At 46.7% G+C, this 25,421-nt stretch carries 23 protein-coding genes, 3 tRNA genes and 3 pseudogenes; 13 read left to right on the plus strand and 16 right to left on the minus strand.

Annotation, left to right across the window (positions count from 1 at the left end; genetic code table 11):
• Positions 1 to 165: 165 nt before the first annotated feature.
• Together ING2E5A_RS15915 and ING2E5A_RS07860 are read left to right on the plus strand one after the other, a co-directional pair.
• A pseudogene (locus tag ING2E5A_RS15915) lies at positions 166 to 357 on the plus strand (hypothetical protein); the annotation flags it as partial.
• A gap of 153 nt (positions 358 to 510) precedes the next feature.
• Positions 511 to 1,068, plus strand: a complete 558-nt coding sequence (locus ING2E5A_RS07860) for a hypothetical protein (RefSeq protein WP_071136932.1) — start codon at positions 511 to 513, stop codon at positions 1,066 to 1,068.
• 7 nt (positions 1,069 to 1,075) lie between these two features.
• On the opposite strand, the gene ING2E5A_RS07865 is transcribed toward ING2E5A_RS07860, so the two are convergent.
• Both ING2E5A_RS07865 and ING2E5A_RS07870 read right to left on the minus strand, forming a co-directional pair.
• Complete coding sequence (locus ING2E5A_RS07865; RefSeq protein WP_071136933.1) at positions 1,076 to 2,725, minus strand: AMP-binding protein; 1,650 nt, start codon at positions 2,723 to 2,725, stop codon at positions 1,076 to 1,078.
• An 11-nt stretch (positions 2,726 to 2,736) separates the two neighbouring features.
• Positions 2,737 to 3,303: a helix-turn-helix domain-containing protein gene (locus ING2E5A_RS07870; protein WP_071136934.1), complete on the minus strand. Its 567-nt coding sequence runs from the start codon at positions 3,301 to 3,303 to the stop codon at positions 2,737 to 2,739.
• A gap of 336 nt (positions 3,304 to 3,639) precedes the next feature.
• Between ING2E5A_RS07870 and yidC the strand changes: the two genes are divergently transcribed.
• The 8 genes from yidC (at position 3,640) to ING2E5A_RS07910 (ending at position 9,318) form a co-directional block, all read left to right on the plus strand.
• Positions 3,640 to 5,604: a membrane protein insertase YidC gene (gene yidC / locus ING2E5A_RS07875; protein WP_071136935.1), complete on the plus strand. Its 1,965-nt coding sequence runs from the start codon at positions 3,640 to 3,642 to the stop codon at positions 5,602 to 5,604.
• Positions 5,605 to 5,805: 201 nt separating this feature from the next.
• A complete protein-coding gene (locus ING2E5A_RS07880) occupies positions 5,806 to 6,129 on the plus strand; it encodes a hypothetical protein (protein WP_071136936.1) in 324 nt (107 codons plus the stop codon).
• A 38-nt stretch (positions 6,130 to 6,167) separates the two neighbouring features.
• A complete protein-coding gene (locus ING2E5A_RS07885; RefSeq protein ID WP_071136937.1) occupies positions 6,168 to 6,848 on the plus strand; it encodes an OmpA family protein in 681 nt (226 codons plus the stop codon).
• A 73-nt stretch (positions 6,849 to 6,921) separates the two neighbouring features.
• Positions 6,922 to 7,398, plus strand: coding sequence for a GAF domain-containing protein (locus ING2E5A_RS07890; RefSeq protein WP_071136938.1), 477 nt, complete (start codon positions 6,922 to 6,924; stop codon positions 7,396 to 7,398).
• Positions 7,399 to 7,641: 243 nt separating this feature from the next.
• Positions 7,642 to 7,714, plus strand: a tRNA-Gly gene (locus ING2E5A_RS07895).
• 183 nt (positions 7,715 to 7,897) lie between these two features.
• On the plus strand, positions 7,898 to 8,968 hold the full coding sequence (locus ING2E5A_RS07900; RefSeq protein WP_092034155.1) for a PHP domain-containing protein: 1,071 nt from the start codon (positions 7,898 to 7,900) through the stop codon (positions 8,966 to 8,968).
• 169 nt (positions 8,969 to 9,137) lie between these two features.
• Positions 9,138 to 9,221 (plus strand) — tRNA-Leu (locus ING2E5A_RS07905).
• 13 nt (positions 9,222 to 9,234) lie between these two features.
• A tRNA-Leu gene (locus tag ING2E5A_RS07910) sits at positions 9,235 to 9,318 on the plus strand.
• A 48-nt stretch (positions 9,319 to 9,366) separates the two neighbouring features.
• Here the strand turns inward: ING2E5A_RS07910 and ING2E5A_RS07915 are convergent.
• The 3 genes from ING2E5A_RS07915 to ING2E5A_RS07925 form a co-directional block, all read right to left on the minus strand.
• Positions 9,367 to 9,882, minus strand: a complete 516-nt coding sequence (locus ING2E5A_RS07915; RefSeq protein ID WP_071136939.1) for a hypothetical protein — start codon at positions 9,880 to 9,882, stop codon at positions 9,367 to 9,369.
• A gap of 331 nt (positions 9,883 to 10,213) precedes the next feature.
• Positions 10,214 to 10,714, minus strand: coding sequence for a hypothetical protein (locus tag ING2E5A_RS07920; protein ID WP_154670060.1), 501 nt, complete (start codon positions 10,712 to 10,714; stop codon positions 10,214 to 10,216).
• A gap of 269 nt (positions 10,715 to 10,983) precedes the next feature.
• The gene (locus ING2E5A_RS07925; RefSeq protein WP_083373256.1) at positions 10,984 to 12,171 is read right to left on the minus strand and encodes a sialidase family protein; all 1,188 of its coding nucleotides are present in this window, start codon (positions 12,169 to 12,171) and stop codon (positions 10,984 to 10,986) included.
• 223 nt (positions 12,172 to 12,394) lie between these two features.
• Here ING2E5A_RS07925 and ING2E5A_RS07930 point away from each other — a divergent pair, with 223 nt between their 5' ends.
• Together ING2E5A_RS07930 and ING2E5A_RS07935 are read left to right on the plus strand one after the other, a co-directional pair.
• Complete coding sequence (locus ING2E5A_RS07930) at positions 12,395 to 13,558, plus strand: IS4 family transposase (RefSeq protein WP_071136941.1); 1,164 nt, start codon at positions 12,395 to 12,397, stop codon at positions 13,556 to 13,558.
• A gap of 126 nt (positions 13,559 to 13,684) precedes the next feature.
• Positions 13,685 to 15,013 carry an IS1380 family transposase gene (locus ING2E5A_RS07935; protein ID WP_071136942.1) on the plus strand — a complete coding sequence of 443 codons (1,329 nt, stop codon included), beginning with the start codon at positions 13,685 to 13,687 and terminating at the stop codon, positions 15,011 to 15,013.
• Between the two features lie 33 nt (positions 15,014 to 15,046).
• Here ING2E5A_RS07935 and ING2E5A_RS07940 read toward each other — a convergent pair whose 3' ends face one another.
• Positions 15,047 to 16,495, minus strand: a complete 1,449-nt coding sequence (locus ING2E5A_RS07940; protein ID WP_083373257.1) for an IS4 family transposase — start codon at positions 16,493 to 16,495, stop codon at positions 15,047 to 15,049.
• A gap of 434 nt (positions 16,496 to 16,929) precedes the next feature.
• On the opposite strand from ING2E5A_RS07940, the gene ING2E5A_RS07945 reads away from it, so the two are divergent.
• Positions 16,930 to 17,841 carry an IS982 family transposase gene (locus ING2E5A_RS07945; RefSeq protein WP_071136943.1) on the plus strand — a complete coding sequence of 304 codons (912 nt, stop codon included), beginning with the start codon at positions 16,930 to 16,932 and terminating at the stop codon, positions 17,839 to 17,841.
• 97 nt (positions 17,842 to 17,938) lie between these two features.
• On the opposite strand, the gene ING2E5A_RS07950 is transcribed toward ING2E5A_RS07945, so the two are convergent.
• From ING2E5A_RS07950 to tnpB (ING2E5A_RS07990), 10 genes and pseudogenes are all read right to left on the minus strand, one after another.
• Positions 17,939 to 19,093: a S9 family peptidase gene (locus ING2E5A_RS07950; RefSeq protein ID WP_231960359.1), complete on the minus strand. Its 1,155-nt coding sequence runs from the start codon at positions 19,091 to 19,093 to the stop codon at positions 17,939 to 17,941.
• Between the two features lie 60 nt (positions 19,094 to 19,153).
• A complete protein-coding gene (locus ING2E5A_RS15920; protein WP_394332602.1) occupies positions 19,154 to 19,291 on the minus strand; it encodes a hypothetical protein in 138 nt (45 codons plus the stop codon).
• 178 nt (positions 19,292 to 19,469) lie between these two features.
• The gene (gene tnpC, locus ING2E5A_RS07955; RefSeq protein WP_071136646.1) at positions 19,470 to 20,987 is read right to left on the minus strand and encodes an IS66 family transposase; all 1,518 of its coding nucleotides are present in this window, start codon (positions 20,985 to 20,987) and stop codon (positions 19,470 to 19,472) included.
• A 51-nt stretch (positions 20,988 to 21,038) separates the two neighbouring features.
• A complete protein-coding gene (gene tnpB / locus ING2E5A_RS07960; RefSeq protein ID WP_071136645.1) occupies positions 21,039 to 21,401 on the minus strand; it encodes an IS66 family insertion sequence element accessory protein TnpB in 363 nt (120 codons plus the stop codon).
• Between the two features lie 11 nt (positions 21,402 to 21,412).
• Complete coding sequence (gene tnpA, locus ING2E5A_RS07965) at positions 21,413 to 21,763, minus strand: IS66 family insertion sequence element accessory protein TnpA (RefSeq protein ID WP_083373258.1); 351 nt, start codon at positions 21,761 to 21,763, stop codon at positions 21,413 to 21,415.
• A gap of 23 nt (positions 21,764 to 21,786) precedes the next feature.
• On the minus strand, positions 21,787 to 22,623 hold the full coding sequence (locus tag ING2E5A_RS07970) for an IS3 family transposase (RefSeq protein WP_154670062.1): 837 nt from the start codon (positions 22,621 to 22,623) through the stop codon (positions 21,787 to 21,789).
• Positions 22,581 to 22,826 (minus strand): annotated as a pseudogene (locus tag ING2E5A_RS15925) (transposase); the annotation flags it as partial. The pseudogene ING2E5A_RS15925 and the gene ING2E5A_RS07970, both read right to left, overlap by 43 nt.
• A 225-nt stretch (positions 22,827 to 23,051) precedes the next feature.
• A pseudogene (locus ING2E5A_RS15330) lies at positions 23,052 to 23,279 on the minus strand (transposase); the annotation flags it as partial.
• Positions 23,280 to 23,479: 200 nt separating this feature from the next.
• Complete coding sequence (gene tnpC / locus ING2E5A_RS07985; RefSeq protein WP_071136646.1) at positions 23,480 to 24,997, minus strand: IS66 family transposase; 1,518 nt, start codon at positions 24,995 to 24,997, stop codon at positions 23,480 to 23,482.
• A gap of 51 nt (positions 24,998 to 25,048) precedes the next feature.
• Entirely contained in the window at positions 25,049 to 25,411 is a 363-nt protein-coding gene (tnpB, locus tag ING2E5A_RS07990) for an IS66 family insertion sequence element accessory protein TnpB (RefSeq protein WP_071136645.1), read from the minus strand.
• Positions 25,412 to 25,421 lie beyond the last annotated feature (10 nt).

Consider the following 25,421-nt stretch of genomic DNA (forward strand, 5'->3'; position numbering starts at 1 on the left):
TTGATCGATGAGAATAATCATCAGTAGTAATATTTCTTACATTTGTATCTATGTAAGAGAAGTACCTTAACATCACCATACAAAAGTACGGATATGCTTGAAAAGATAATTGAATCCAGCATTCGAAACAAACTCATTGTTTTTGAGGAGCGACTGGGTACCTATCTGCTGCGACATACCTGCTTTAGGAGAGGGGCAGGGAGAAGACCAGTTTTACTGGACAACAATCATTATCAAATCGCGTTGTCTTTGGACGGGATTGGAACAGGCACTGTTTCTCTTGGTGGAGGGGGAGAGCTGCGTGATTGGGAGACCATGAACATTCCGGGGAAAAAATACAGTACTGTTACTCCTGGGGAATTTTTGAAGTTGCTGCCGACGATGTCACGATAGAGCTGCTGAAAGATGCTTTGTCGCTGGATAAAATCTTGATCGGCAGAGCAAAAGAGGTCCGCCTGAAGAAGTTTGCAATTGGAGAAGGAGATAAATGTCTAATACAATTTTTAAAATATGGTCAAACTGAATTCTTTACTGCTGATAGTCGTTCTTGCGCTGGTAACCGGATGTGATCGCGTGAAAGTCAACCCGGGGAATACAACAACATGGCAAGAACAATTGGAGCAAAGCATGGCGCTCTTGGGACATAGAAACTGGATTGTCGTCACCGACATGGCTTATCCTCTACAGGTCCGAAATGGAATTACAACTCTATTTGCCGAGGAACCCTATATGGAGGTACTATCGCATGTCAGTGATTTAATTGATAGCTCACCGCATCTCTATGCACATGTCTATCTAGATCGGGAGCTCTCAGACCTGAACGAATCGCTCTGTCCGGGAATCGAAAATTTTCGCAAGGAACATCAACGCGTTATCCCCACTGCAAATATAATATTCACCAAGCATGAGGATCTGATCGACAAGCTCGACAGCACAAGTAATAAATATCAGGTAGTTGTTATAAAGACCAGACTGGCATTACCCTACACTTCAACTTTCTTTGAGTTGGATTGCAAATACTGGGATGGGGAGAAGCAAAAGAGATTGGAAGAGATCATCGGTGAATAGGAGGTTGTCAGATTATCTCGATACCTTCCGCCTTACATATCTCCAGAGCCATTTGCCGTAACCTGTACTTTTGGATCTTGCCGCTTCCTGTCATCGGGAACTGATCCACAAAGAAAACATATTTCGGAATCTTGTACCTGGCTATGTGATCTCTGCAGAAATCACGTACATCCTCCCGGGTCAGCTCTTTGCCCTCCTTGAGGATAATAAAGGCTCCCACCTCCTCACCGTACTTGGGCGAGGCTACCGCCACCACCTGGACATCCTTGATCTCCGGGATCTTGTAGAGAAAATCTTCCACCTCTTTCGGTGAGATGTTCTCGCCACCCCGGATAATCATATCCTTTATCCGCCCCGTGATGCGGAAGTTGCCGTTTTCGTCCTTCATCCCCAGGTCGCCCGAGTGGAGGAAGCCCTCGGCATCGATCACCTGGGCGGTGGCTTCCGGGTTTTTGTAATACCCTTTCATCACGTTGTAGCCGCGGCAACACATTTCACCTTCAACACCAACGGGACACTCCTTGCCGGTGACCGGGTCGAGCACCTTGACTTCGGTAAACTCATAGGCACCTCCTACAGTTGTACAACGGACGTTGAACGGATCTTCGATACGTGTCTGCGTCATTCCCGGCGAAGTCTCGGTCAGCCCGTAGACGCTGGTGACATCCATAAACATCTTTTCATTCACCTGCTTCATCAGCTCAACGGGACAAAGTGCGCCCGCCATAATCCCGGTCCGCAATGAACTCATGTCGAACATGGGGAACATGGGGTGATTCAGTTCGGCGATAAACATGGTCGGCACGCCATGGAGGACGGTACACCGCTCCTTGTGGATCGAGGCAAGCACCAGTAACGGATCGAACCGCTCCACCATCACCAGGGTGCTCCCGTGGGTGAGGCAGCACATGGTTGCCAGCACGATCCCGAAACAGTGAAACAGCGGAACGCAGACACAACACTTGTCCTCTTGTGTAAACTTCATGTGAACCCCGGTTAAATAGCCGTTGTTGGTGATGTTGTGGTGACTCAGCATCACCCCTTTCGGAAAGCCTGTCGTACCCGACGTATACTGCATGTTGACAACATCGTGGCAGCCGGTCTGCTGCCGGAGTGCCATCAATTGATCCTTCGGACGGCTCGAGCCTGCCAGCAGCAGTTCGGCCGTGTTGTACATCCCCCGGTACTTCTCCTGTCCGATATAGACCACGTTTCTCATCTCGGGAAACCGGCTGCTCTTGAGCTTTCCCCGCTGTGTGCTCCTCAATTCCGGCAGGAGCTCATATATCATGTCGATATAGTCGCTGCCGGGAATTCCCTCGGTCAGGCAGAGGGTGTGCATATCGGCATTTTTCAGCACGAAAGCCAGCTCCTCGCTTTTGTAGTTGGTGTTGACCGTGACCGCTACAGCACCGATTTTAGCGGTGGCATAGAGCAGGGTGAGCCAATCGGGAACATTTTGTGCCCAGATGCCGACATGTGTGCCTTGTGTAACACCTATCGACAACAGCCCGTTTGCCATGTTGTCTACCCGTTCGTTGAATGTTTTCCAGGTAAAGCGAAGATTTCGATCGGAGTATACAATATGTTCTCTATCAGGTGTTTTTTCGGCCCAATATTCGAGCCAATCGCTCAAAGTTCTATCAAAAAGTTGCATGGGATGACTGATCAATTTGGGGTATATACTACGGCAAGCACCTGTGCCGGTTCATCGTTTGCAGAGGTTACCAGATGTTCCACAACCGAGTCGTAGTAAATGCTTTCACCACTGTTCAAAACATATCTATCCATACCGTATTGCACGGTTATTGCTCCCTGCAGGACATAGAGGAACTCTTCACCCTCGTGCGAGGAGGTGCTCATGGGAGATGAACCGGAAGGTTTGATCTCGATGAAAAACGGCTCCATATGTCTTCCGGACTTGCTTGCCGCCAGCGAAAAGAAATCGATGTGGGAATTGTCGCGGGTGAGGTGGCTGGTAAAGGTGACCGGCGTTGATGGCTTGGGACTCCGGTTGACTACTGGGCCAAGCGCCTCGTTGTCGTCGAGGAATGTCCCCAGTCTCACACCCAGCGCCCTTGAAATCTTGATAAGCGATGACAATGACGGAATCTTTTCACTGTTAAAGATCAATTCAATCTGCGCCACAGTGAGACCGGCGTTCGACGCAAGATCTTCTGCCGTAATGTTTTTGCCGGCACATACCGCCTTAATTTTCTCGGTAACTGGATTCATGGAATTATAGTGCTTATTTGTTTCAGGCGCAAAACTACAAAACTATTATCAAAATGACAAATATAATTTTAAATCGATATCAAACAGGCCGGGTGAATAACAAATGGTTTATTTGCTAAAAAAGAGCGGATAGACTCTTCGTTTTACTTTTTTTTGTACCTTTGTAACTTCGGAAAAATGAGTTTGCTGAACCAGGGCATCTTTCAGCGGCAATCGAATTCGGAGATGGATGAATTCTGGCCGGGCTGCTTTGCGAAGATGTCGTTTTTTCCATAACAAATAATTTTTAGGTAATTGTGGGAGTGATTCTGTTCGCTCTCTTTTATTGTGCAAAGCATGGACAAAAATACTGTTATTGGCTTTTTACTGATTGGCGCAATTATTGTTGCGTTTACCTTTTTGAACCGTCCCACCCAGGAGCAGCTGGCCCAACAGCAGCGGATGCGCGACTCACTTCAGCAGGTCGAACGGCAGAAAGCAGCGCTGGAGGCGGAACGATCGGCTAACGGCGGTTCGGGAGAGAGTTCCGAGATCAAACAACAAAACAGTGTCGCTGATTTTTTTGCTGTCGGACAGGTGCTCGCCAGCGATTCAGTGACCGCTTCACCCGATTCGCTCGACGTGATACAGCCAACAGGGGAGGAGCTTGTCACTCTGGAAAATGAGAAGCTAAGAGTGACCTTAAGCACATTGGGTGGCAGAATCCACTCCGTACAGCTCAAGGGTGAGAAAAGATACAATGGCGACAGTCTCATCCTTTTCGAAGGCGACGAAGCCCGCTTCAATCTGGAACTTTTCAATCGCAACAGCGTCCGTCTTTCCACCGAGGATCAGCTCTTTACTCCGATCGTTACAGCAGATGGCAAGAGTGTGGTGATGCGACTGGGCAGTTCCCCGGAGCGTCATGTCGACCTGGTCTATACACTTCCCGAGAATGAATTCATGCTCGATTTCGATATCCGGGTTGTCGGCATGAAGGCCAGTCTCCATTCGGAAAGCCTGACCAACCTCCGTATCAACTGGGAGCAGAAGATCCGTCAACAGGAGAATGGACGTCAGTTCGAGAACCGTTTTGCACGGCTCAACTACAGATATGTGGGGCAGGATGCCCAGAAGATGAGCGACAGCAAAAACGACAGGAAAGAGCTTACCGAACCGATCAAGTGGTTTGCCTTCAAGGATCAGTTCTTCAGTACGGTGATCATCGCCGAAAAGCCCTTCAGCAACACCATCCTTTCGTCGCAACCGCACGTTACCGGCGAATATATCAAGAGCTACAAGGCCGAGACCTGGGTGCCGGTGACTGTCGATCCACAAAGGGATGAACTGACAGCATCGTTCAACTACTATTTCGGTCCAAACCACTTCTACACGCTGAAGAGCTACGACAAGGAGATAAGCGACAGCAGCCAGAAACTCTATCTGGAGGAGCTGGTGGACCTGGGATACCGCTGGTTGAGCTGGATCAACAAATACTTCACCATCCCGGTATTCAATTACTTCCTCAAGTTTAACTGGGGGATGGGACTCATCATATTTATCATGACGCTCATCATCAAGCTGATCATCCTTCCGCTCACCTACAAATCGTTCAAATCGTCTGCCAAGATGCGCGTGCTGCGTCCACAGATCAAGGAGATCGAAGAGAAGTATCCAGGTCAGGACAAAGAGATGATGCTTAAGCGTCAACAGGCCACCATGGATCTCTATAGCAAGGCAGGAGCCAGCCCGATGAGCGGCTGTTTTCCGATGTTGCTCCAGATGCCGATTTTGCTGGCTTTCTTCTTCTTCTTCCCGTCGGCAATCGAATTGCGCCACCAGAGCTTTTTGTGGGCGAGCGACCTTTCCACGTTCGACTCCCTCATACACTGGGACGCCAACATACCGCTGATCTCGAAATTCCTCGGTAATCACATCAGCCTGTTCTGCTTGTTGATGACGATAGTAAACGTCTTCTATACCAAGTACAATATGGCTGCAACCGATACTGGCCAGGCCCAGATGCCGGGCATGAAGTCGATGCCGATCCTCATGTCGGTCATGATGTTCTTTTTCCTGAACTCATACCCTGCAGGGCTTAACTACTACTATTTCCTCTCCACCCTGTTCACTATCGGGTTCACCCTCCTGTTCAAACAGTTGTTGAACGAAGAGAAGTTGCTTGCCCAGCTGGAGGCAAACAAACGGAAACCGAAAAAACAGTCCGGTTTCATGGCGCGACTGGCCGAAGCCCAGAAGATGCAGGAGAAGCAGGCCCGTGAAAGAGCTAAGGAGGCGGCAAAGCGTAATTACCGCAGATAAACGAATACTTACTTTTTTCAATAATTTCAACGACAGAAAACAGCCCGGAAGAATTGTTTCGTTCGGGCTGTTTTCCTTATGGAACTCCCCATCGGGGTCACAGAACAACATTTCACCAAAATCGCAACGAGTTGTTGAACTTATTTTTTTGACAGTTGTTTTATGGTAAAAGTGGAGAAGTAAACATCAAATTCTTACTATATGAGCAAAGACAAAGCTATTCTTGAGTACGATGAGGACGAATCCGTGAAATTTATACGGAAGAGTTTGCCCGAAGAGATGCAAAACGAGTTTTCGGACGACGAAATCAACTACATTGTCGATCTGGTATATGAGTTTTACGAAGAGAAGGGTTTCCTGGACGAAGATGACGACAAGGACATCGAGATTGATGAAGACGAACTGTTGGACTATGTTATTGAGAATGCCCGCAAAGACAAGATCAGGGAGTTCACGGATGAACAGATCGAGGCTATCGTTGCTGGAGAATTGGCATATTGCGACACGTTAAATCTGTTTGACTGATTTTTAACATTTAACTATACTTCCTAAAATTATTAACTATGAAGCAATTTTCTAAATTATTTGGCATCCTTGTTTTGGGGGGTGCTTTGGTATTGTCCGGTTGCGGTGCAAGCAACACGGTTAAGGGTTCCGGTATCGGTGCAGGTGCAGGAGCGGCTGTAGGTGCCGGTGTAGGTGCAATTGCCGGCGGCGGCAAGGGTGCTGCCTGGGGTGCCGGAATCGGTGCTATCCTCGGTGGAACTGCTGGTGCCATTATCGGAAAGAAGATGGATAAGCAGGCTGCTGAACTTGCGCAGATCGAAGGGGCACAGGTGGAGAAGATCAACGAAGGTGAAGCCATCAAGGTTACTTTCGAATCTGGAATCCTTTTCGCAACCAACTCAAGCACCCTCAATAGCGTATCCCGTGCTTCCCTGGACAAGTTTGCCACTTCACTGTTGAACAATCCCGATACCGATGTCAAGATCTACGGACATACCGACAGTACCGGTAGCGATGCGATCAACAATCCACTTTCTGAACGCCGTGCGGAATCAGTATATAACTATCTGTTGTCTAAAGGTATAGATGGAAGTCGGATGATCTCGCAAGGGTTCGGTTCAACCCAGCCGGTTGCCGATAACAGCACTGCTGCAGGTAGAGCCCAGAACCGTCGTGTGGAGATCTTCATTCTTCCGAATGCCAAGATGGTGAAAGAGGCGCAGGAGCAGGCAAATTAATTTCGTAATCGTCTAAAAACGTATTTAATCGCATTGCCGTGGATCGGCAGTGCGATTTTTAATTGAAAAGAAAATGGCTGAAGAGATCGTTATTCCAAAAGGAGTTTCAAAAAGAGAGAGATACGAGGCATTGATTCCGCAATTGGAATCGTTGGTGGAGTCTGAAACCGATGTGATAGCTAATATGGCAAACATTGCCGCCGCCTTGAAGGAGGTTTTCGGCTTCTTCTGGGTCGGATTCTATATCGTCAAGGGAGAGCAGCTGGTGCTCGGTCCTTTTCAGGGTCCTATCGCCTGCACACGCATCCGGTATGGGAAAGGGGTCTGCGGAACAGCCTGGAAAGAGCAAAAGAGGATTGTTGTGCCCGATGTTGACAAGTTCCCGGGTCATATTGCCTGCAGCTCCCTCTCCAGGTCGGAGATCGTGGTGCCAATCTTTCACCAGGGAAATGTAGCGGCAGTACTGGATGTGGATAGTGAACTTCTCGACCATTTTGATGAGACAGACGAAAAATTCCTCACAAAAATTGCAGAATCGATAAAATTTTGATGAATAAAATTTCCATATTTCAAAAAAACGACTTATCTTTGCACTCGGATTTCGGTTCTGGATACCGGATCTGCAAAAATAACGGCAAGCGTGGCCGGTGGTTTTTTGAGATAGTATATATTGCGGAAATAGCTCAGTTGGTAGAGCATAACCTTGCCCCAGAGGTATAGAGACTTCTAACCTTGGCAAGGATAAGGAATAGAGATTCCGGAAAGTTTTGCCGAAAGTGAGATAGTATATATTGCGGAAATAGCTCAGTTGGTAGAGCATAACCTTGCCAAGGTTAGGGTCGCGAGTTCGAGTCTCGTTTTCCGCTCAACGTAAACACTGCAGGAGATGAACCTTGCAGTGTTTTTTTGTACCCCTGCCACTAATTCGCCACTTCCCACTTGTACGGCTCAAAAAGTATTGTAACTTTGTTTTCCGATAAAATCGATACTATTGTTGATTATAGATTTAAGATAAACCATTATATTGAACAAGTTAAAAATCAACCGACATGAAAAAAATTTCCCTTCTTCTGATGTTAAGTTGTGTACTGTCTCTTCAGGCACAGCTTCGCAACAATGACGTGTACGAGGTGACCGAGATGGAGCAGTCGCGTGTACGTAGAGAGATCCGTATTCCCAACGTGGATGGTTACAAGGTCCTGAAGTGCGATTTCCACACTCACACTGTTTTTTCTGACGGGAAGGTCTGGCCCGACACCCGGGTAATGGAAGCCTGGCAGGAGGGTCTGGATGCAGTAGCCATTACCGATCACATCGAGTATCTTCCGCATAAGGAGATCATCAAGGCCGACCTGAACGAATCGTACAAGATTGCAAAGAAGGCGGCTGATGCCAGCGGATTCATTGTCATCAAAGGGACAGAGATTACCCGTAGCAAACCGTTGGGACATTTGAACGCTCTCTTTATCAATGACGTCATGCCGATGGATGTGGAAGATCCCCTGAAGGCTATCGACGAAGCTGTACGGCAAGGTGCCTTTATCATGTGGAATCATCCCGGATGGCCCGATGACAAATCGACCTTCTACCCAGTTCACGAAGAGCTGATCAAGGCAGGAAAGATACATGGTTTGGAGGTATTCAACCACATGGAGTATTATCCGGCATGTTTCGACTGGGCCATGGAACATAACCTCGCATTCATGGCCAATACAGATAGCCATGATCCCATCAGTAACAACTACGGCAGGGAAAACCAGATGCGCCCCATGACACTTGTTCTGGCCAAAGAACGGAGTGAGGCAAGCATAAAAGAGGCGCTCTTTGCCAAACGGACGATGGCATTCTTCAACGGTGAGCTGGCAGGCAAACCGGAACACCTGAAAGGATTGCTGAAAGCCTCCCTGAAAATCCGGGTCATCAACGAGAAACTGGTTGAAGTGACCAATATCTCCGACATCACCTATCAGGCAACTGGCGGTAAAAAACTCTATATCTTCCCAGCCGGAAAAACCATCTCCTTTTCCGTCCCGGCATTCGATACGGTCTTCACCGTGGAGAACTGCCATACCGGTACAGGGCAAAAACTGACCGTTACGGCATCGGATTTTGACTTCTAAAAATTGAAGTTGGCGCTTTTTTGATCTGAATGTGAATCTAAACCATTTTTTTCAGTAAATAAAACCTCGAAAATGTTTGCAGGAGATCAAAAAAGCGTTAACTTTGCACCCACAAAAAATAAACAAAGGTGCGGCAGTGGCCGTGCAGCTTCTACAGGTAGTGAAACATGCCCAGATGGCGGAATTGGTAGACGCGCTAGTTTCAGGGACTAGTGTCGGTTACGACGTGCAGGTTCGAGTCCTGTTCTGGGCACTTCACCATACTTGCGCAGGTGGTGAAATTGGTATACACGCTACTTTGAGGGGGTAGTGCCGGTTCCGGCGTGTGAGTTCGAGTCTCATCCTGCGCACTATAAACCACCACATTGCTGGTGGTTTTTTTATTCCCCAAACTGCAATTATTTAAGTTTTCTATCCTCTCTTAATATTTGAACTATTCTTTTATCATTCCTCTTATCCTGAATAATCTTTCCTTGAATTAACCCAGGATAACCCAGACTCACTTGCATCGTATTGCCAATACCGGTCATATTGGGATCGACCACAACCCAGTCACAACTGACAGAAGAGTAGCTAGGCCAAAAATATCCGGTATAAACCAATGTATCATTTGCTTTTATTGCAAATGCCAACCCATATACTGATGTCTCAAGTGCCTTGATGGAATTGATTGCCCTGTCCGATAATTCAAAAATGCATTCTTTTGAGTCGTACGATAGAATATCATCATATTCGATCAGCGGAATCTCTGCCGTAACTACGCTTGATTCAACTATTTGGTATGAATTATCAACTGTTGTATAACTTTGAATCAGATAGAGTTCAACTTTTCCATTTGTTGTTACATCACCATCACATCCGTACGTGGATAGAAACATTACCCCAAAAAGTGAAATGATCAGTTTTCTATTCATCTTTTTCTTTTATTGAGCTTGTATATTTCTACAATTCAAAACCAGCCTGTTTTCGGAAGGAGTTAACTGAAAAACAGAACTGTCAGATGGATTTCCTCCTTCAATGTAGCCCTCCCCAAATGAGGTGCCGGCTCCCAGAGCAGCGGAGGATATCAGTTCTCAACTTCCGGAAAGAAGGTGATCGAAGTGCGTTATCAATATGTAGCCATTGGGAAGTACACCATCAATGTGGCAGATGGAAAGAGGCCGAAAGCAGCAAAAACTGTCTCCTCCAACCGGCGCTAGCATGCCGATCCATACGGAAACATCCAGGTGATTACAGTTTTTCCCGTTACATCTGACTGTTTGCAATTCTCATGACACCCCGCTTTACTCCGGGGGATAAGGAATCGGTATAGATCGATTCCGTCAGGAATGTTATCTCATTTGTCAGATCGGGATGTCTCTTTGCGATTTCGCACATCAGCTTAAACGCGTTGTAGCGGACAGAGGGCTGGCAGCCTATCTTTTCCCAGATATTCATGCAGATGTCAAACACTTTACCCTCCTGATCCTCTTCCAGCTCCATTTGCTGAACAATTATCAACAACTCCCTCGCATGACCATCCCGTTTGGCTGGTATGGCATCAATTATCCTGTCCAGGTGCTCCTTGATCCGCCTGTCGTTCCTTTCCATGCAACCCCTCAATACCCATGCAGCTCTCCATGAATAGGGTTGTCTGTCCGCAATAGCCAGTTCAATTGCTTCCTCAAAATCCTCGGGATGACTGTTCAAATAGGAGATCATTTCCGATTTGTAGTGACTCTCCAGGATATGCTTAAATTTAGTCATTGTCCGGACTTGTTATCGTTTATCGTATATCGTATTTATCTTGATACGTCTTTAATAATTTCGATTGTGACTTCTCCCTGTTCCGTTTCTCTTGAGCGGTTGCAGTATAGTGTCCCGCTTCGCGACGGAGTTTCAGTTAACTCTCATAAAGACCGCTAGGCAACATGTCTTGTGGGTGACTGTCACCCGTACGTGTGCAAACTCTTTATAGGTTGACTGTTGCTTTTGGTGAAACAGTCCCTCGTTCCAGCCATATGGTTGTAAATTGCTCATCTTCCCAATATCGTTCCGGCAATATGCCGGGTTCCGTTCTCTTTGTTGAAGTAATAGACAATCAGAACCCTCTTTTCATCGAGCAGCACAGGCCATGTGTATCCAATATCACTATTTCCGCCATCCTCCCGCAAAATCATCTCCGGTGCGGTGGCATAGTCGGTACATTCGGCGTTAAGTATTCTGGCCCGTATCCCGTATGGTTTGTGACGATAGCCGTAAGTGAGCAATACCCTCTCATCCGGAAGCCGGAGTGCATTAAGGGGATGACCCTGAAAGCCCATCTTCTCCCATCTGAACGTCTTTCCACCATCTTTGGATCGGGCAATACAAGCCTGATCATCCATATTGGCCGTTCTTAGAAATGCCACCAGATCACCTTTTGGGGTTTCATAGATGGAAGCCTCGTTAAAGGAGGCATTGTCGTCGCTTGCCACCAGTCCCGAGTAGCTCCAGGTGAGTCCCTTGTCATCCGATACAAGCAGGTGATTGGATGTCTTCTTTACCGGTATGGAGTCATTCACGGCAACAACCCAATAGATGCGGCCATTTTTCCCCTCGCACAATGCCCCTCTATTGTATGCGGGAAGCGGTTCTCCCAAGGCGCTCAGATAAATCTCATCTTCCACGTGAGGCGGATAGATTGGCTCTCCCCACCTCTTTCCTCCATCAGTTGAGCGCACCAGGTATCCCCCCAGGAAGATGACTCCTCCTCCGATGTTAAAGACGGGTTGTTTCAGGTTCTCAACCCCGTCGGGCCTTAAGAAGGCCCATGTGTAGCTGGTGCAGAGTAGGGTGCCGTCACTCAGTCTCAACAGACAGGGATCCTGTGAACCGCCAAAAGGATGCGAATAGATGAGTTGCGGCTCTTTGCTCCAGTTTTCGCCATCTTTAGAACGTACCATCACCAGGTAACTGTTAGGATCTACATGGTTGTTTCCATATTCACTGAATATTCTTCGGTCCGGAGCACGACGAAAGGCGACTATAAAATCGTTTTTCCCGTTCTTCACAACAGACGGAAACGAGGAGTAAAACTGTGGATCCTCATAGATCACAATATCCTTGATCTTCTTCCACTTCACCTCCTCGGTGCCGCCGTTCTTGCTGTTATTACCAGCGGTGCAACAGGTAAACGTGACGAAGATTCCTATCAATAGCAAGAGTTTGAAATGATTTTTCATGAAGTAAATAACCCTAATATCTTTATATGCAAAACGTCTATTCTCATTAAAGTTTGTCCTAGCATCTCAAAAATCTATTTTAAAATTATTAACGATAAATCATTGCTGTCCCATTAAAATCTAAAATAGTTCTTTGAAATATTTGAAATTTAGTTAGTTGAAGACAATTTCCGATTAAACGGATTTGAATTCTCATCTTTGCGATCCTAATGAAGGGTTGCAAATGCATAAAGATAAATTCGTGTTCTCTCAGCTGGTCGCTTTCTTAGATAGGAAAAAATTCAATTACATCGTTCGAAAGTATGATGGCGACAAATATGTGAAGCATCTCACTTGTTGGAATCAGCTCCTCGCATTGATGTTTGGGCAATTGTCTAATCGGGAAAGTCTGAGAGATTTGATTATCGCTCTTGAGGCTCATAATTCCAAATGCTATCATTTAGGAATGGGCAGAAGTGTTTCAAGATCATCCCTGGCTAGAGCCAATCAAGACAGGGACTATCTCATCTTTGAAGAATATGCCTATCACCTTGTAAACGAGGCAAGGAAGAAGCGTGTTATAGACATCTTCAAACTCGATGGAAGCGTATTCGCTTTTGATTCAACAACCATTGATTTGTGTCTGGCTGTTTTCTGGTGGGCAAAGTTCCGCAGGACTAAAGGTGGTATCAAAGTACACACCCTGTATGATCTGGAAACACAGATACCTGCATTCTTTCACATCACCGATGCCGCAGTACACGATTCAAAAGCGATGAAGGAAATTCCTTATGAGCCCGGATCTTATTACATATTTGACCGTGCCTACAACAACTTTAAGATGTTGTACAGGATTCACCAGATTGGAGCTTACTTCGTTGTTCGTGCAAAGAAGAACCTGCAGTACAAGACCATCAAATGGAAGCGAAGGTTGCCAAAGAACGTGCTTTCGGATGGAACAATTGAGTTAACGGGTTTTTATCCAAAGCAATACTACCCTGAGCCTCTTCGCCTGGTAAGATATTGGGATGAAGAGCAGAAACGTGAATTTGTATTCCTGACAAATGCAATGCACATCTCTTCACATCTAGTTGCCGAACTTTACAAAAATAGATGGCAAATAGAACTTTTCTTCAAATGGCTGAAGCAGCATCTTAAAATCAAGAAGTTCTGGGGTACAACTGAGAACGCAGTCCGAATTCAAATCTATACTGCAATATGCGCCTACTGCCTTGTGGCAATCGTTCAACACGATATGAAACTTGACAGGAGCACGTACGAGATTCTTCAGATATTAAGCATCTCATTGACTGATAAAACTCATCTTAGAGACCTTTTTGACAAAACTAAATTTCAAAATGACAAAGAACGATTTGGACCTAATGGACCAGGTTTATTTGATTATTAATAACGTCCTAATTTTAATGGGACACTAGTGAAAAAGTATACCTAAAAGTCTCAAATAAAAGTTGCATATGTCAGGTAAAGTATTTATCTTTAAAGTGTTATACAAAAACAAACATTCACCCGACACATGCAAGACAAAAATAGTGAAAAAATCTCATTTACTGCCTGTTCAGTAAAGAAAAAGTTCAGTTCAGAACAATTAACATCATATTCAGGGTTAAGCGTAACCTCTGATTTTATCAACCATTGCGGTATTTATGGCAAGCTGGAACATCTTTTTCCAACCATCCGCCACAATGCAAGCCGTTTCAGCACAGCCCAAATACTCTCAAGTGTCCTGTTGGCTTCGTTGTGCGGTGTTCACCGTTTGAAGCGGATTGAAAATTTCACCTTTGACGCCTTGGTTTCCCGCTTGTTGAAGTTACCCAAGAACATTGACGAGGACACCATACGCCGCCATTTGACAGGTTTGGGTGAAAGGGGCGCCCGTTCGCTTCACGAGTTGTTATTGGATTTTACCGGCTTGCAAGTTTCCCGTTGCGGGTTAAAACGCGTGACGCTTGATTGCGACTCAAGCACATTTACCGTTTACGGCAACCAACAAGGAGCTGAAGTGGGTTACAACTCGCATAAAAAGGGCGCGAAAAGCTATCACCCCATCTTATGTTTCGTCACGGAGATGAAACTGCTTGTCAATTCGTGGCTCCGCCCGGGTTCAAGCTACACCTCAAACGGCGTTTGTGAATTTGTCAAAGAAACCTTGGCCGCTCTTCCCCAAAAGGTGGAGAAGGTTTTTTTCAGGGCAGACAGCGGCTTTTTCAATGGTGGATTGTTTGATTTGCTGGAAGAGGGCAAACATGAATATTTGGTGAAAGTAAAGCTGAAAAACCTGAAAGATTTGCTTGCCGGGCAGACATGGCAACCGGTTGACCCACGGACGGCGACCTGCCGGTTTATACATCAATGTAGCGGTTGGAGGAATCCCCGCATGTTTTATGCCGTGCGCATCATAAAGCAAATGGTTGAAGTCGATTATTTTGGCGAAAAACAATTTGTACCCGAGTATGAGTACTTTTGCTATTGCTCGAACCTGAAAGGATTGGATGCCTTGCAGCTCCATACCCTTTATGGATCCCGATCAGAGAGTGAGAATTGGATCGAGCAAACCAAAAACTCGCTTTGTGCGGGAAAAACCATCACGCATGATTTTTGGGTAAACGATATTCTTTGGCAACTTTCGTCATTTGCCTACAGTTTATCGGTGCTCATGCGATACCGGGGCGACTTTTGGGTTTGGCGTCAAGAGCACTCTACCTTCCGAGAATGGTTTATCCGAGTGCCGGGAAAAGTGGTGAAATCCGGCAGGCAGGTCACGGTAAAAATGCCAAAGGAGTATTACCGAAAAGCGGGGTGGCGTGATTTTGAGCAGCGAATAACGACAACGATGACCGGATGACGGATTTTCACTTAATTCAAGTTTCGCAAGTTGCTAACTTGCCGATTTTAGTTCATAAAAGTTGATAAAGTGAGCCAGATTATCCGATTTATTAATGATTGCATCGAAGATCTCTTCCTCTTCAATGGAGAAGATCCCGGTCATGATTTTCACCATTTCGAGGATAATACCCCATATCCTCTCCGTTACGGAGAGCTCCATGCCAGAGTGTTGCACATCCCTGAAGATTCCGCCAATGGTCTCATAACTGGTGAACCTTTTAGCCAGGGAAAGCAAATTGTATTGCAATGCCGTGATCGTGGTTGCGGCAAGCTGCGCCGCGAAGTTCCGGGATTGACACTTGCCCATACCCAGCAACCCCTTGGTTTCCTTGAAGAAGACCTCGAGGGACCAACGCATGGCATAAATCCGATAGGCTTCCAGGAACTCCAGGGAGAGGTTGGTCGTCATTATTCCATTCCAGGACTCCTTTTTTCTCTTCACAAAATAGAGACGTACATCTGTGCCCGCAAAGCGAACGTCAGCGGTAATATACTGACAACCAAGCTTGCGGCTCCTTCTGGCTTCACCCCTGGCTTCAAGCAGATTGATCAGTGCCCGGGCGGTGAGTTCCTTCCCTTCAAAACCGTATTTTGTAACTCCCTTCTTCCCAATCTTGATCATACCCAGGTAATGGCACTTGATGTGCCGGGCACGTATGAAGCGAATCACCTCCGAGCAGGTGAACCAGCTGTCGGCAAGCAGGTAGTCAAAGCGGATGCCCTTTCTAATGGCTCGCTTTATCATGGTTATCATCAACTGGATCTTGCTCTCCCCGTACTCTTTTGCCCGCGTTATAACGGGGGAGGCTTCGTCCCTATCCTTGGTATACCGCGATTCGAGCTCCTTGTCGCTCATGCTGAAGTTGTTCTTCCTGCCTTTCTCCCCGAGTATGGCGAAGTCGAGTACGAACTGGCTCTTGCCATCGGTAATGCCCAGGAAGAGAGATTTGAAACCAAGGATCGTCTTGTGTCTCAGGTGGGAATAGACCCTGCCGATGTTTTCAATACGCCTTCCCGTCTTGGGAAAGTCGGTATCGTCCACCATCAGGCAAACAGTTTGATGCTTGTGGTCACTTCTCACGCGAACCTTGTTCCATATTTGAATGGTGAAGTGGTAGAGTATCTTGCGCCAATCATAAATTTCGTTGTTTACGAAACGGTAGAAAACATCCTTTTCGCAGCCAAAGAAGCCGCTTAGGGATGATCGACAATAATTGTAAGGATTCTTGATCATGAAACAGGGGAACATAATCAGCAACTCGAGCACCTGCAGCAGGGAATACTTGCTGTTGCATTTGCTCCTGCTCCCGAAGAGGACCTTCTCCGACATGTTGAAACCTTTTAGCATATCCGTCAGGGTAAAAAGGGCACTGTTTGAATCATCTTTCTTGAAAAAAACGCTGATTTCTGATAAAATGGAGTTACTTTTGTATATCGGCATAGGGCTGTTAGTATTTTTGGTTTTGACGCTTAAATATACTAATAATCTGTGAATTACAGAAGCCTCTGTGCCGTTTTTTTATGCGATTATTTTTACTGAATTTTTACTTGCGAAACTTGAATCACTTAATCGTTCATCGCCATCTTTCGTGTCGTAAAAGGGTTTATGACAAGGAATTGCCATGCCTTGGAAGAGTGATAATGTCAATATATATAAAAATGCCACCATAAAAAGTAAATCAACACGTTAAACGTGCAAGAAACAGTGAAGATGAAAAGAAAATAAAACGGTATCTCTCGAAAAAAAAGAGAAATTCCGCTTTGAAAACTATTAACGTGAGTTCGGGATAAGAAAAGCATAAAAAAAGTTGTGATATAGGGAGATTATTTGTACATTTATAGCTGATAATCAAATAAATAACAAACATCAGCCCTATGATCACAACAGACAAAGTTATTGAAATATTTTGTATTGCCGACGATTTTTGTGCAGAATATGAGAATGAAATTCAGAATCATCAACTTCAAGCCGGGGGTACAACTAAAAGGAGAAACAGGAAAACGCAAATGTCCCAGAGCGAGATTATTGCCGTGATGGTCTGTTTCCACTGCGGAACCTTCCATAATTTCAAGAATTATTACCTGTTTTATATTTGCAAACACATGAAGAGCTATTTTCCAAATGCCGTTTCCTACAACCGTTTTGTCGAGTTGCAACCCAGGGTGATTGTACCTTTCATGCTCTTGCTCAAACTCTTTGGATTTGGTGAATGCACAGGCATTACATATGTGGATAGCACTCCCATTAAAGTATGTCATAACAAGCGTATACACTCGAATAAAGTATTCAGGGATCTGGCACAAAGAGGGAAAAGTACGATGGGCTGGTTTTTTGGATTCAAGCTTCATCTGGTCTGTAACGAAAAGGGTGAATTGCTGAATTTCTCTCTCACAAAAGGCAATGTCGACGATAGAAACCCTGACGTAATCAATGTTCTTACCAAAGATCTTTTCGGTAAACTATATGCAGACAAGGGTTACATCAGCACAAAGCTCTTCGAGATGCTGTTTGACCAGGGTGTTCATTTAGTGACCGGTATACGCTCAAATATGAAAAATTCCCTGATGTCATTCCGCGACAAGATTCTCTTACGCAAAAGATCTGTAATTGAGTCCATCAATGATGAACTGAAGAATATCTGCCAGATAGAACATTCAAGGCATCGTTCCACACATAATTTCATCATGAACATAATTGCTGCATTGGTGGCATATTGTTTCTTTCCCAAAAAGCCTTCAATCAAATTTGAAGTGGAAAAGTCAAGTCAATTAACCATTTGGGGATAATATGTTATCCCGAACTCACGTTATAAAGTAAAAAAGAGTGATTCTCTTACTCATGTTCGTGAAATTATGGTAGGATAAATCCTGATCTTAAGAATCCTCATTTTGCCATCAAAAACCATTCCATGAAAGAATAGACTATCTCATTTGATTCACGGGTGGGGAAATGCTTCGGGCGACTACTCATTGCAACCCTATTTTCATAACCGAGCAATCGATTCACGGCGACTGTATGATTTAGGGGAATCCATCTTTCTATGGGATCACCTGACCCTCCCGATACGAGGAAGGGCCTGGGAGCCATCAGTGCATGCAACTCATGCAAATCATATCCATCATTTTTCAACCGTGGATACAACCCCTTCCCAGTCCCACCTTTCTTGTTCCAAGTGCCAGACCATGGCGGCTGATAATAACCCAAGTACCAGGGTTCCCAGTAGTTGACACCACTTCCTTTTGTCTCGTCGAATACGATGCCGGGATCGATCCATGTGGCAGCAGCGAACTTATCAAATAGGCAGGAAGCGAACATGGCCCATTTCCCCCCGTAAGAGTGACCCACGATACCAATTCGGGTAGAATCAACATCGTCAACCTTTGCCAGTACCTCCCAAGCGTTTGCAGCTGCATAGGCAAGTGCCGACAATGGTTGCAATTGTGCATTCTCTCGGTTGGGGTAATAGATGGAGTAGGTTTTGCTTTTGGTCGTTTCTGTTGTTCCTATGGAGAGAGTAACAAACCCCCTTTTTACCAGCTGATAAGCAAAATCTCGATAGGGTTTGCCTCCAATGCCTACTGCTGTTTCCGGATCATAAAAGACAGTAATTACCGCCGGCTTGGCACCCGTTTTTTCTGGAATCAGCAAATAACCTTCCGTTTGCTCGTTGGGTGTCCAATAAAACCGCACCTTATGTCGGGTAAAACCATCCTGTTTCTCTGAAGAAAGAAATTCGAACTCCTGATCTGTGATCAATTTAGGCCAAGGCCCCATCATTTCCATCCAGCGGTCTCGAATTTCAGCACGTCGTTCAAGCCAATCCTCTTTTGTCACGACCTCTTCTCCATTGTAAAACCGAAGTGGTGAGCGATAATCGCCAAATTGATTTTCATATCGTTCAGGAGGAGTAAAATAGTTATCGATAACACCCCAAGCCTTGCTTTTGGTCTCATAATAATCATAGAATGACTGCCCATATAGGTTGCCTGTTGTAAAGGCAATCAGCAGTAACAGGAGTGAAAATGTAAAATTCTTCATATCTATTAATTAAGTTAAACAACTTGGGTGTGGACTTGCAAACTTAATTGAGACAAAAAGTTAAGCGACATTTTTAATTGATTCTTTTTTAAGATTATACTGATTCCAAAATTCATCAATGGTTAAGTTACCCAATGCTGAGAATCTCCTTTTATGATTATACCAGGATTCAATATATTCAAATACCTGCAAGCGCATTTGCTCTGTATCCCGTCGGCTATGAGCGTGTTGCAGGAATGGGTAAAAATTAGCATATCCCTCTCCGGTCCACCTCCTATGGTTATTCTCTGTTTCAACCGGCACATTGAATCAATGGCGGTATGACAATATTGTATTCGATCGTTGATCGGGGGTATCGTGCATGTAAGGATCCGTCTTATCCAAGGATATTCTCTTTCCAATTGTGTGGGAGCAGCTCTTCCAGTTTATTCGCGTGATAATCGGGTATTCTGTTGAGGACATCAGTCATCCATCGCGTTGGATTCACGCCGGCTTCGCGACAACAGGCGAAGAAAGAATACATCATCGCGTTACGCTCGGCTCCCTCGTGGCTCCCGCAGAATAAATAGTTACGGCGTCCCAGGGCAAGTTTCCGGATTTTATTTTCAATCTCGTTATTGTCTATCTCGAATTTGCCGTCCGTCATCGTCCTTTCCAACCTGTCCCAAATTTTCAGAGTGTAGGCAACCGCGATTCCTATGGGAGATTTAGGCAAGACTTGCCCCCGCTGGTCTTCCAGCCATCGTTTCAGCTCTTCCATCACCGGTATTGATTGTTGTTCGCGCAGCCGGTGCCGTTCCTCGAATGGCATCTTTTCTTCGCGTGCCCGTTTCTCTACCCGGTAGAGTTTCGCGAACAAGTCAAGGGCTTGACGCGATCTCGATGGCGAGTTCTCCTTGGCGTGTTCAAATTTTCGCCGGCTATGGGCCATGCATGCCAAAAGTGTGATGTGCTCCGCGTCCTTATACTGGTCATACCCCGCGTACGCGTCAGTTTGGAGCGCGCCGCGGTACCCGTCAAGAAATCCGGCGGCGACATCCCCCGAGCGGGATTTTCCGTACCTGAAGCACGCCATGCCTTCCACGGGGGCATGAAACACCCACATGTACCCCTTGTGCGTGGCACCGGGCTTATCCGAGGTAAGAACAGGTATCGGGGACTCGTCCACCTGAAGGTAGTCGCGTTTCATTATTTCATGGATCAGTGTATCGTGTAACGGCTCAAGCAAGCGGCAGACGGCGGCGTACCAGCCCTTGAGCGTCGACTCGGCAACCGGTATCTTTTGCCGCTTGAATATCTCGGCCTGGCGATAGAACGGGAGGTGGTCGATGAATTTGCTCGCGCAGATATGGGAGAGAATGCCCGCCCCGGCATTTCCTTTCACGATGGGCAACGAGGGCATGGGGGCTACAGTAACGCAGCCTTCACCTTCCGTGCCCGGCACCACGTACTTGGGACGGATAATAACCCGCACGTAAACGTCGGCGGGCTTGTACTCCAGCAGCTCGGTGACAGACTCCCCTATCTTGACGGCTCCATCGGGGATAAGGTCAGGTTCAATCACCTCCTCTTCCCGTCGCAGGTGCTCGGGAAGACGGCTCCGGACAGGCTTTTCGCGTGTCTTTTCGCGTTCGTAAGTGATGGTTTCCTTGTTCGCTTCCGCTTTTGGCTGAATATCGCGAAGTGAATCCCGCGTGCCGGCAAAGAGGTCCAATTGCCCGTCATCGGTTTTTTCCGACCTGAAGCGTTCACTTCTCACACCGTAAAGCATCCGTTTTAGCTCGGAGAGTTGAAACCTCAGGTATTCGCAATCGGACTTGATGGACAGCAATTCGTTATATTCCCCGCGGGAAATAACAACCTGGTCATTCAATTCCGTATTGCTTGTTTTCATGGTGTAAAGATACAACTTATCAATGAGATGAACAAGCACGAAAGTCTTTATTCACGCGGTTTTTGGAGCAATATTGAATCTTTTCCGGCGGGTGGTTTTTTCCATGGAAATACCCTCGACCATCATGACCAAATCGCGCCAAAGAATACTGCATCCCTTGCCGGAAGAATGGACGCGGGGAAGGGAAAAGCGGCCGCTTTCCAGGCGCTTGTGGTACAGCACGAGCCCGCCCCGTTCCCAATGGAGCAGCTTGATGGTCGTCCTGGACCTGTTGACAAAGATGAACACTTCCCCGCCTAACGGGTCGCGTCCCAATTCCGATGAGACAAGCCCGCATAAACTGTCAAATCCTTTACGCAGGTCGGTGGGTGAGAGGCAGAGGTAAAAACGCTGGGATTCGTTAAGTGAGAACATCGTCCGGGAAATTAAAAAGTGAGCAGTTCCCCGAGTAGCGTGATGTCGGTTACCCCCTCGTCCACGCGAAGAGTTACCCCGCCGGGATAGGCGATCTCGAACCGGGGCATCCGCCGGGAGGACGGCTTGCCGATAACAGTTACCGGCTGCAAGAGGGATGGCTCCTTTGCAGGGGGTGTTTTTGAGGCTTCATGTTCCGGATGGACTTCAAGATACAATTTTCTCCATTTGTAAAACTGCCATTCACTCATGTTTTTGGACCGGTAAAAATCCGTGGCCCGCTGACCACTTTGAAAGTACTCTTCGATCAGGGAAAACGCTTCGTGTTGAGTAAAACGACGATTCATTTTGTTAGTGTTCATCTTTTTTTGACAAAGATCACGGTTTAATCGAAGCAATCCAATACGCCTATGACCGACGGCTTACTTTGCTCTCTTGTTTTGAGTTTGGTACCATAGACCAATTCAGATTTGAAAGTTTTGAAAAAGCTTTCAGCCACGGCATTATCCCAACAATTTCCCTTTCCACTCATACTTTGTTCCAGCTTCAAGGATTTCAACAGATTGACAGTCTGTTTGCAAGCATATTGTATGCCCCGGTCAGAATGAAATATCATTCCTTCTCCAAAAGGTCTGTTCCTATTGGCCATCCTGATGGCCGGAACTACGGTATGGGATGCATTCATATGATCGCTTATGGACCATCCGATCAGTTTGCGATCAAAAAGATCCAGCACACAGGTCAGATAAAGAAACCCATCCCGACATGGAATATAGGTCAGGTCAGAGACACATGCTTTCACAGGCTCATTCTGATTAAACCTGCGATTCAGCAGATTTGGTGCAACCTTATAGTTGTGAGAGGCATCCGTCGTCACTTTGAATCGTCTCGAGAGTTTGCTGCGCAAGCCCATTTCCCTCATATGGCATGCTACGGTGGTTCTCGAGACGGGAGTTCCGGATACCTGCAAATCCTTCGCCAGCCGGGGGCTTCCATTGCGTCCCTTGGCAGCAAAATAGGCATCCCTGATCTTTTCGTCCAGCTCCATATACTTACGCTTACGCGCGCCCTCCGGATCTTTAAGCCAGCGGTAATAACTGCTCCTGGGCACTTTCAGTACTTTACACATCACCTCGATCGTCCATTGTTTCGAGTTGTATTCCTTTATAAAGAGATAGATCAACGATCTCTCTTGGAGATGATGCTCAAAGCTTTTTTTAATATGTCCCGCTCCGTTTCAGCTTCACCCAGACGTTTTTCCAGTTCAGCAATCCTTTTGGTGTCCTCACTTAATGACTGGACTCCGTGTCCGGGAAAACTGGCTTCACCTTTCTGCTGGTATTCTTTCCGCCAACGATATAGAAGAAAGGGGGCAATACCCAATTCCTGTGCAAGCTCGGAAACATTCTTGCGTTCTAAACTGAGTTTGACCGCATTCTCTGGTAGTGTTACATTTAGTGTGTCTCTAGTCTATTGCTTTATCAGTCTTATAACAAATTTATTTCTTTTTTTTAATTTCACCTAATCCATGACATGTATTTTTTAATTCCGATACTTGCACAAGGATTACATGCGCAGCATGCAACTTGCTTGTCCTTGTGCAAGTAAGAGGAATTAAGGACCTTTGTCATGGGTTGGCGGGAAATACCTTCACTCACCGGGGAACAACGTCTTGTCCCTGTCAATACCGGGTAATTCCCTGTTATAAGCATCCTTGTCCATCGCCACTTTACCGATGAGTACCAGTACCGACTCCTCATTGGGCATTGCCCCTCGCATCTTCAATACGCGCCGGAAGTCCTTGTTAAGCCGCTCTATCCAATTTGTGGTGTAGACCATTGACTGGATACGGGGGTGGAATTGCAGATAGGTGAAGTAATTCAAGTTTCGCAAGTTGCTAACTTGCCGTATCCCGTCGGCTATGAGCGTGTTGCAGGAATGGGTAAAAATTAGCATATCCCTCTCCGGTCCACCTCCTATGGTTATTCTCTGTTTCAACCGGCACATTGAATCAATGGCGGTATGACAATATTGTATTCGATCGTTGATCGGGGGTATCGTGCATGTAAGGATCCGTCTTATCCAAGGATATTCTCTTTCCAATTGTGTGGGAGCAGCTCTTCCAGTTTATTCGCGTGATAATCGGGTATTCTGTTGAGGACATCAGTCATCCATCGCGTTGGATTCACGCCGGCTTCGCGACAACAGGCGAAGAAAGAATACATCATCGCGTTACGCTCGGCTCCCTCGTGGCTCCCGCAGAATAAATAGTTACGGCGTCCCAGGGCAAGTTTCCGGATTTTATTTTCAATCTCGTTATTGTCTATCTCGAATTTGCCGTCCGTCATCGTCCTTTCCAACCTGTCCCAAATTTTCAGAGTGTAGGCAACCGCGATTCCTATGGGAGATTTAGGCAAGACTTGCCCCCGCTGGTCTTCCAGCCATCGTTTCAGCTCTTCCATCACCGGTATTGATTGTTGTTCGCGCAGCCGGTGCCGTTCCTCGAATGGCATCTTTTCTTCGCGTGCCCGTTTCTCTACCCGGTAGAGTTTCGCGAACAAGTCAAGGGCTTGACGCGATCTCGATGGCGAGTTCTCCTTGGCGTGTTCAAATTTTCGCCGGCTATGGGCCATGCATGCCAAAAGTGTGATGTGCTCCGCGTCCTTATACTGGTCATACCCCGCGTACGCGTCAGTTTGGAGCGCGCCGCGGTACCCGTCAAGAAATCCGGCGGCGACATCCCCCGAGCGGGATTTTCCGTACCTGAAGCACGCCATGCCTTCCACGGGGGCATGAAACACCCACATGTACCCCTTGTGCGTGGCACCGGGCTTATCCGAGGTAAGAACAGGTATCGGGGACTCGTCCACCTGAAGGTAGTCGCGTTTCATTATTTCATGGATCAGTGTATCGTGTAACGGCTCAAGCAAGCGGCAGACGGCGGCGTACCAGCCCTTGAGCGTCGACTCGGCAACCGGTATCTTTTGCCGCTTGAATATCTCGGCCTGGCGATAGAACGGGAGGTGGTCGATGAATTTGCTCGCGCAGATATGGGAGAGAATGCCCGCCCCGGCATTTCCTTTCACGATGGGCAACGAGGGCATGGGGGCTACAGTAACGCAGCCTTCACCTTCCGTGCCCGGCACCACGTACTTGGGACGGATAATAACCCGCACGTAAACGTCGGCGGGCTTGTACTCCAGCAGCTCGGTGACAGACTCCCCTATCTTGACGGCTCCATCGGGGATAAGGTCAGGTTCAATCACCTCCTCTTCCCGTCGCAGGTGCTCGGGAAGACGGCTCCGGACAGGCTTTTCGCGTGTCTTTTCGCGTTCGTAAGTGATGGTTTCCTTGTTCGCTTCCGCTTTTGGCTGAATATCGCGAAGTGAATCCCGCGTGCCGGCAAAGAGGTCCAATTGCCCGTCATCGGTTTTTTCCGACCTGAAGCGTTCACTTCTCACACCGTAAAGCATCCGTTTTAGCTCGGAGAGTTGAAACCTCAGGTATTCGCAATCGGACTTGATGGACAGCAATTCGTTATATTCCCCGCGGGAAATAACAACCTGGTCATTCAATTCCGTATTGCTTGTTTTCATGGTGTAAAGATACAACTTATCAATGAGATGAACAAGCACGAAAGTCTTTATTCACGCGGTTTTTGGAGCAATATTGAATCTTTTCCGGCGGGTGGTTTTTTCCATGGAAATACCCTCGACCATCATGACCAAATCGCGCCAAAGAATACTGCATCCCTTGCCGGAAGAATGGACGCGGGGAAGGGAAAAGCGGCCGCTTTCCAGGCGCTTGTGGTACAGCACGAGCCCGCCCCGTTCCCAATGGAGCAGCTTGATGGTCGTCCTGGACCTGTTGACAAAGATGAACACTTCCCCGCCTAACGGGTCGCGTCCCAATTCCGATGAGACAAGCCCGCATAAACTGTCAAATCCTTTACGCAGGTCGGTGGGTGAGAGGCAGAGGTAAAAACGCTGGGATTCGTTAAGTGAGAACATCGTCCGGGAA

The organism is Petrimonas mucosa, from assembly GCF_900095795.1.
Lineage (GTDB): Bacteria > Bacteroidota > Bacteroidia > Bacteroidales > Dysgonomonadaceae > Petrimonas > Petrimonas mucosa.

What these genes read in the sequence shown, in the direction of transcription:
- ING2E5A_RS07860 (WP_071136932.1), top strand. Translation starts at nt 511, where the DNA reads ATGGTCAAACTGAATTCTTTACTGCTGATAGTCGTTCTTGCGCTGGTA.
- ING2E5A_RS07865 (WP_071136933.1), bottom strand. Translation starts at nt 2,725, where the DNA reads ATGCAACTTTTTGATAGAACTTTGAGCGATTGGCTCGAATATTGGGCC.
- ING2E5A_RS07870 (WP_071136934.1), bottom strand. Translation starts at nt 3,303, where the DNA reads ATGAATCCAGTTACCGAGAAAATTAAGGCGGTATGTGCCGGCAAAAAC.
- yidC (WP_071136935.1), top strand. Translation starts at nt 3,640, where the DNA reads ATGGACAAAAATACTGTTATTGGCTTTTTACTGATTGGCGCAATTATT.
- ING2E5A_RS07880 (WP_071136936.1), top strand. Translation starts at nt 5,806, where the DNA reads ATGAGCAAAGACAAAGCTATTCTTGAGTACGATGAGGACGAATCCGTG.
- ING2E5A_RS07885 (WP_071136937.1), top strand. Translation starts at nt 6,168, where the DNA reads ATGAAGCAATTTTCTAAATTATTTGGCATCCTTGTTTTGGGGGGTGCT.
- ING2E5A_RS07890 (WP_071136938.1), top strand. Translation starts at nt 6,922, where the DNA reads ATGGCTGAAGAGATCGTTATTCCAAAAGGAGTTTCAAAAAGAGAGAGA.
- ING2E5A_RS07900 (WP_092034155.1), top strand. Translation starts at nt 7,898, where the DNA reads ATGAAAAAAATTTCCCTTCTTCTGATGTTAAGTTGTGTACTGTCTCTT.
- ING2E5A_RS07915 (WP_071136939.1), bottom strand. Translation starts at nt 9,882, where the DNA reads ATGAATAGAAAACTGATCATTTCACTTTTTGGGGTAATGTTTCTATCC.
- ING2E5A_RS07920 (WP_154670060.1), bottom strand. Translation starts at nt 10,714, where the DNA reads ATGACTAAATTTAAGCATATCCTGGAGAGTCACTACAAATCGGAAATG.
- ING2E5A_RS07925 (WP_083373256.1), bottom strand. Translation starts at nt 12,171, where the DNA reads ATGAAAAATCATTTCAAACTCTTGCTATTGATAGGAATCTTCGTCACG.
- ING2E5A_RS07930 (WP_071136941.1), top strand. Translation starts at nt 12,395, where the DNA reads ATGCATAAAGATAAATTCGTGTTCTCTCAGCTGGTCGCTTTCTTAGAT.
- ING2E5A_RS07935 (WP_071136942.1), top strand. Translation starts at nt 13,685, where the DNA reads ATGCAAGACAAAAATAGTGAAAAAATCTCATTTACTGCCTGTTCAGTA.
- ING2E5A_RS07940 (WP_083373257.1), bottom strand. Translation starts at nt 16,495, where the DNA reads ATGCCGATATACAAAAGTAACTCCATTTTATCAGAAATCAGCGTTTTT.
- ING2E5A_RS07945 (WP_071136943.1), top strand. Translation starts at nt 16,930, where the DNA reads ATGATCACAACAGACAAAGTTATTGAAATATTTTGTATTGCCGACGAT.
- ING2E5A_RS07950 (WP_231960359.1), bottom strand. Translation starts at nt 19,093, where the DNA reads ATGAAGAATTTTACATTTTCACTCCTGTTACTGCTGATTGCCTTTACA.
- ING2E5A_RS15920 (WP_394332602.1), bottom strand. Translation starts at nt 19,291, where the DNA reads ATGCGCTTGCAGGTATTTGAATATATTGAATCCTGGTATAATCATAAA.
- tnpC (WP_071136646.1), bottom strand. Translation starts at nt 20,987, where the DNA reads ATGAAAACAAGCAATACGGAATTGAATGACCAGGTTGTTATTTCCCGC.
- tnpB (WP_071136645.1), bottom strand. Translation starts at nt 21,401, where the DNA reads ATGTTCTCACTTAACGAATCCCAGCGTTTTTACCTCTGCCTCTCACCC.
- tnpA (WP_083373258.1), bottom strand. Translation starts at nt 21,763, where the DNA reads ATGAACACTAACAAAATGAATCGTCGTTTTACTCAACACGAAGCGTTT.
- tnpC (WP_071136646.1), bottom strand. Translation starts at nt 24,997, where the DNA reads ATGAAAACAAGCAATACGGAATTGAATGACCAGGTTGTTATTTCCCGC.
- tnpB (WP_071136645.1), bottom strand. Translation starts at nt 25,411, where the DNA reads ATGTTCTCACTTAACGAATCCCAGCGTTTTTACCTCTGCCTCTCACCC.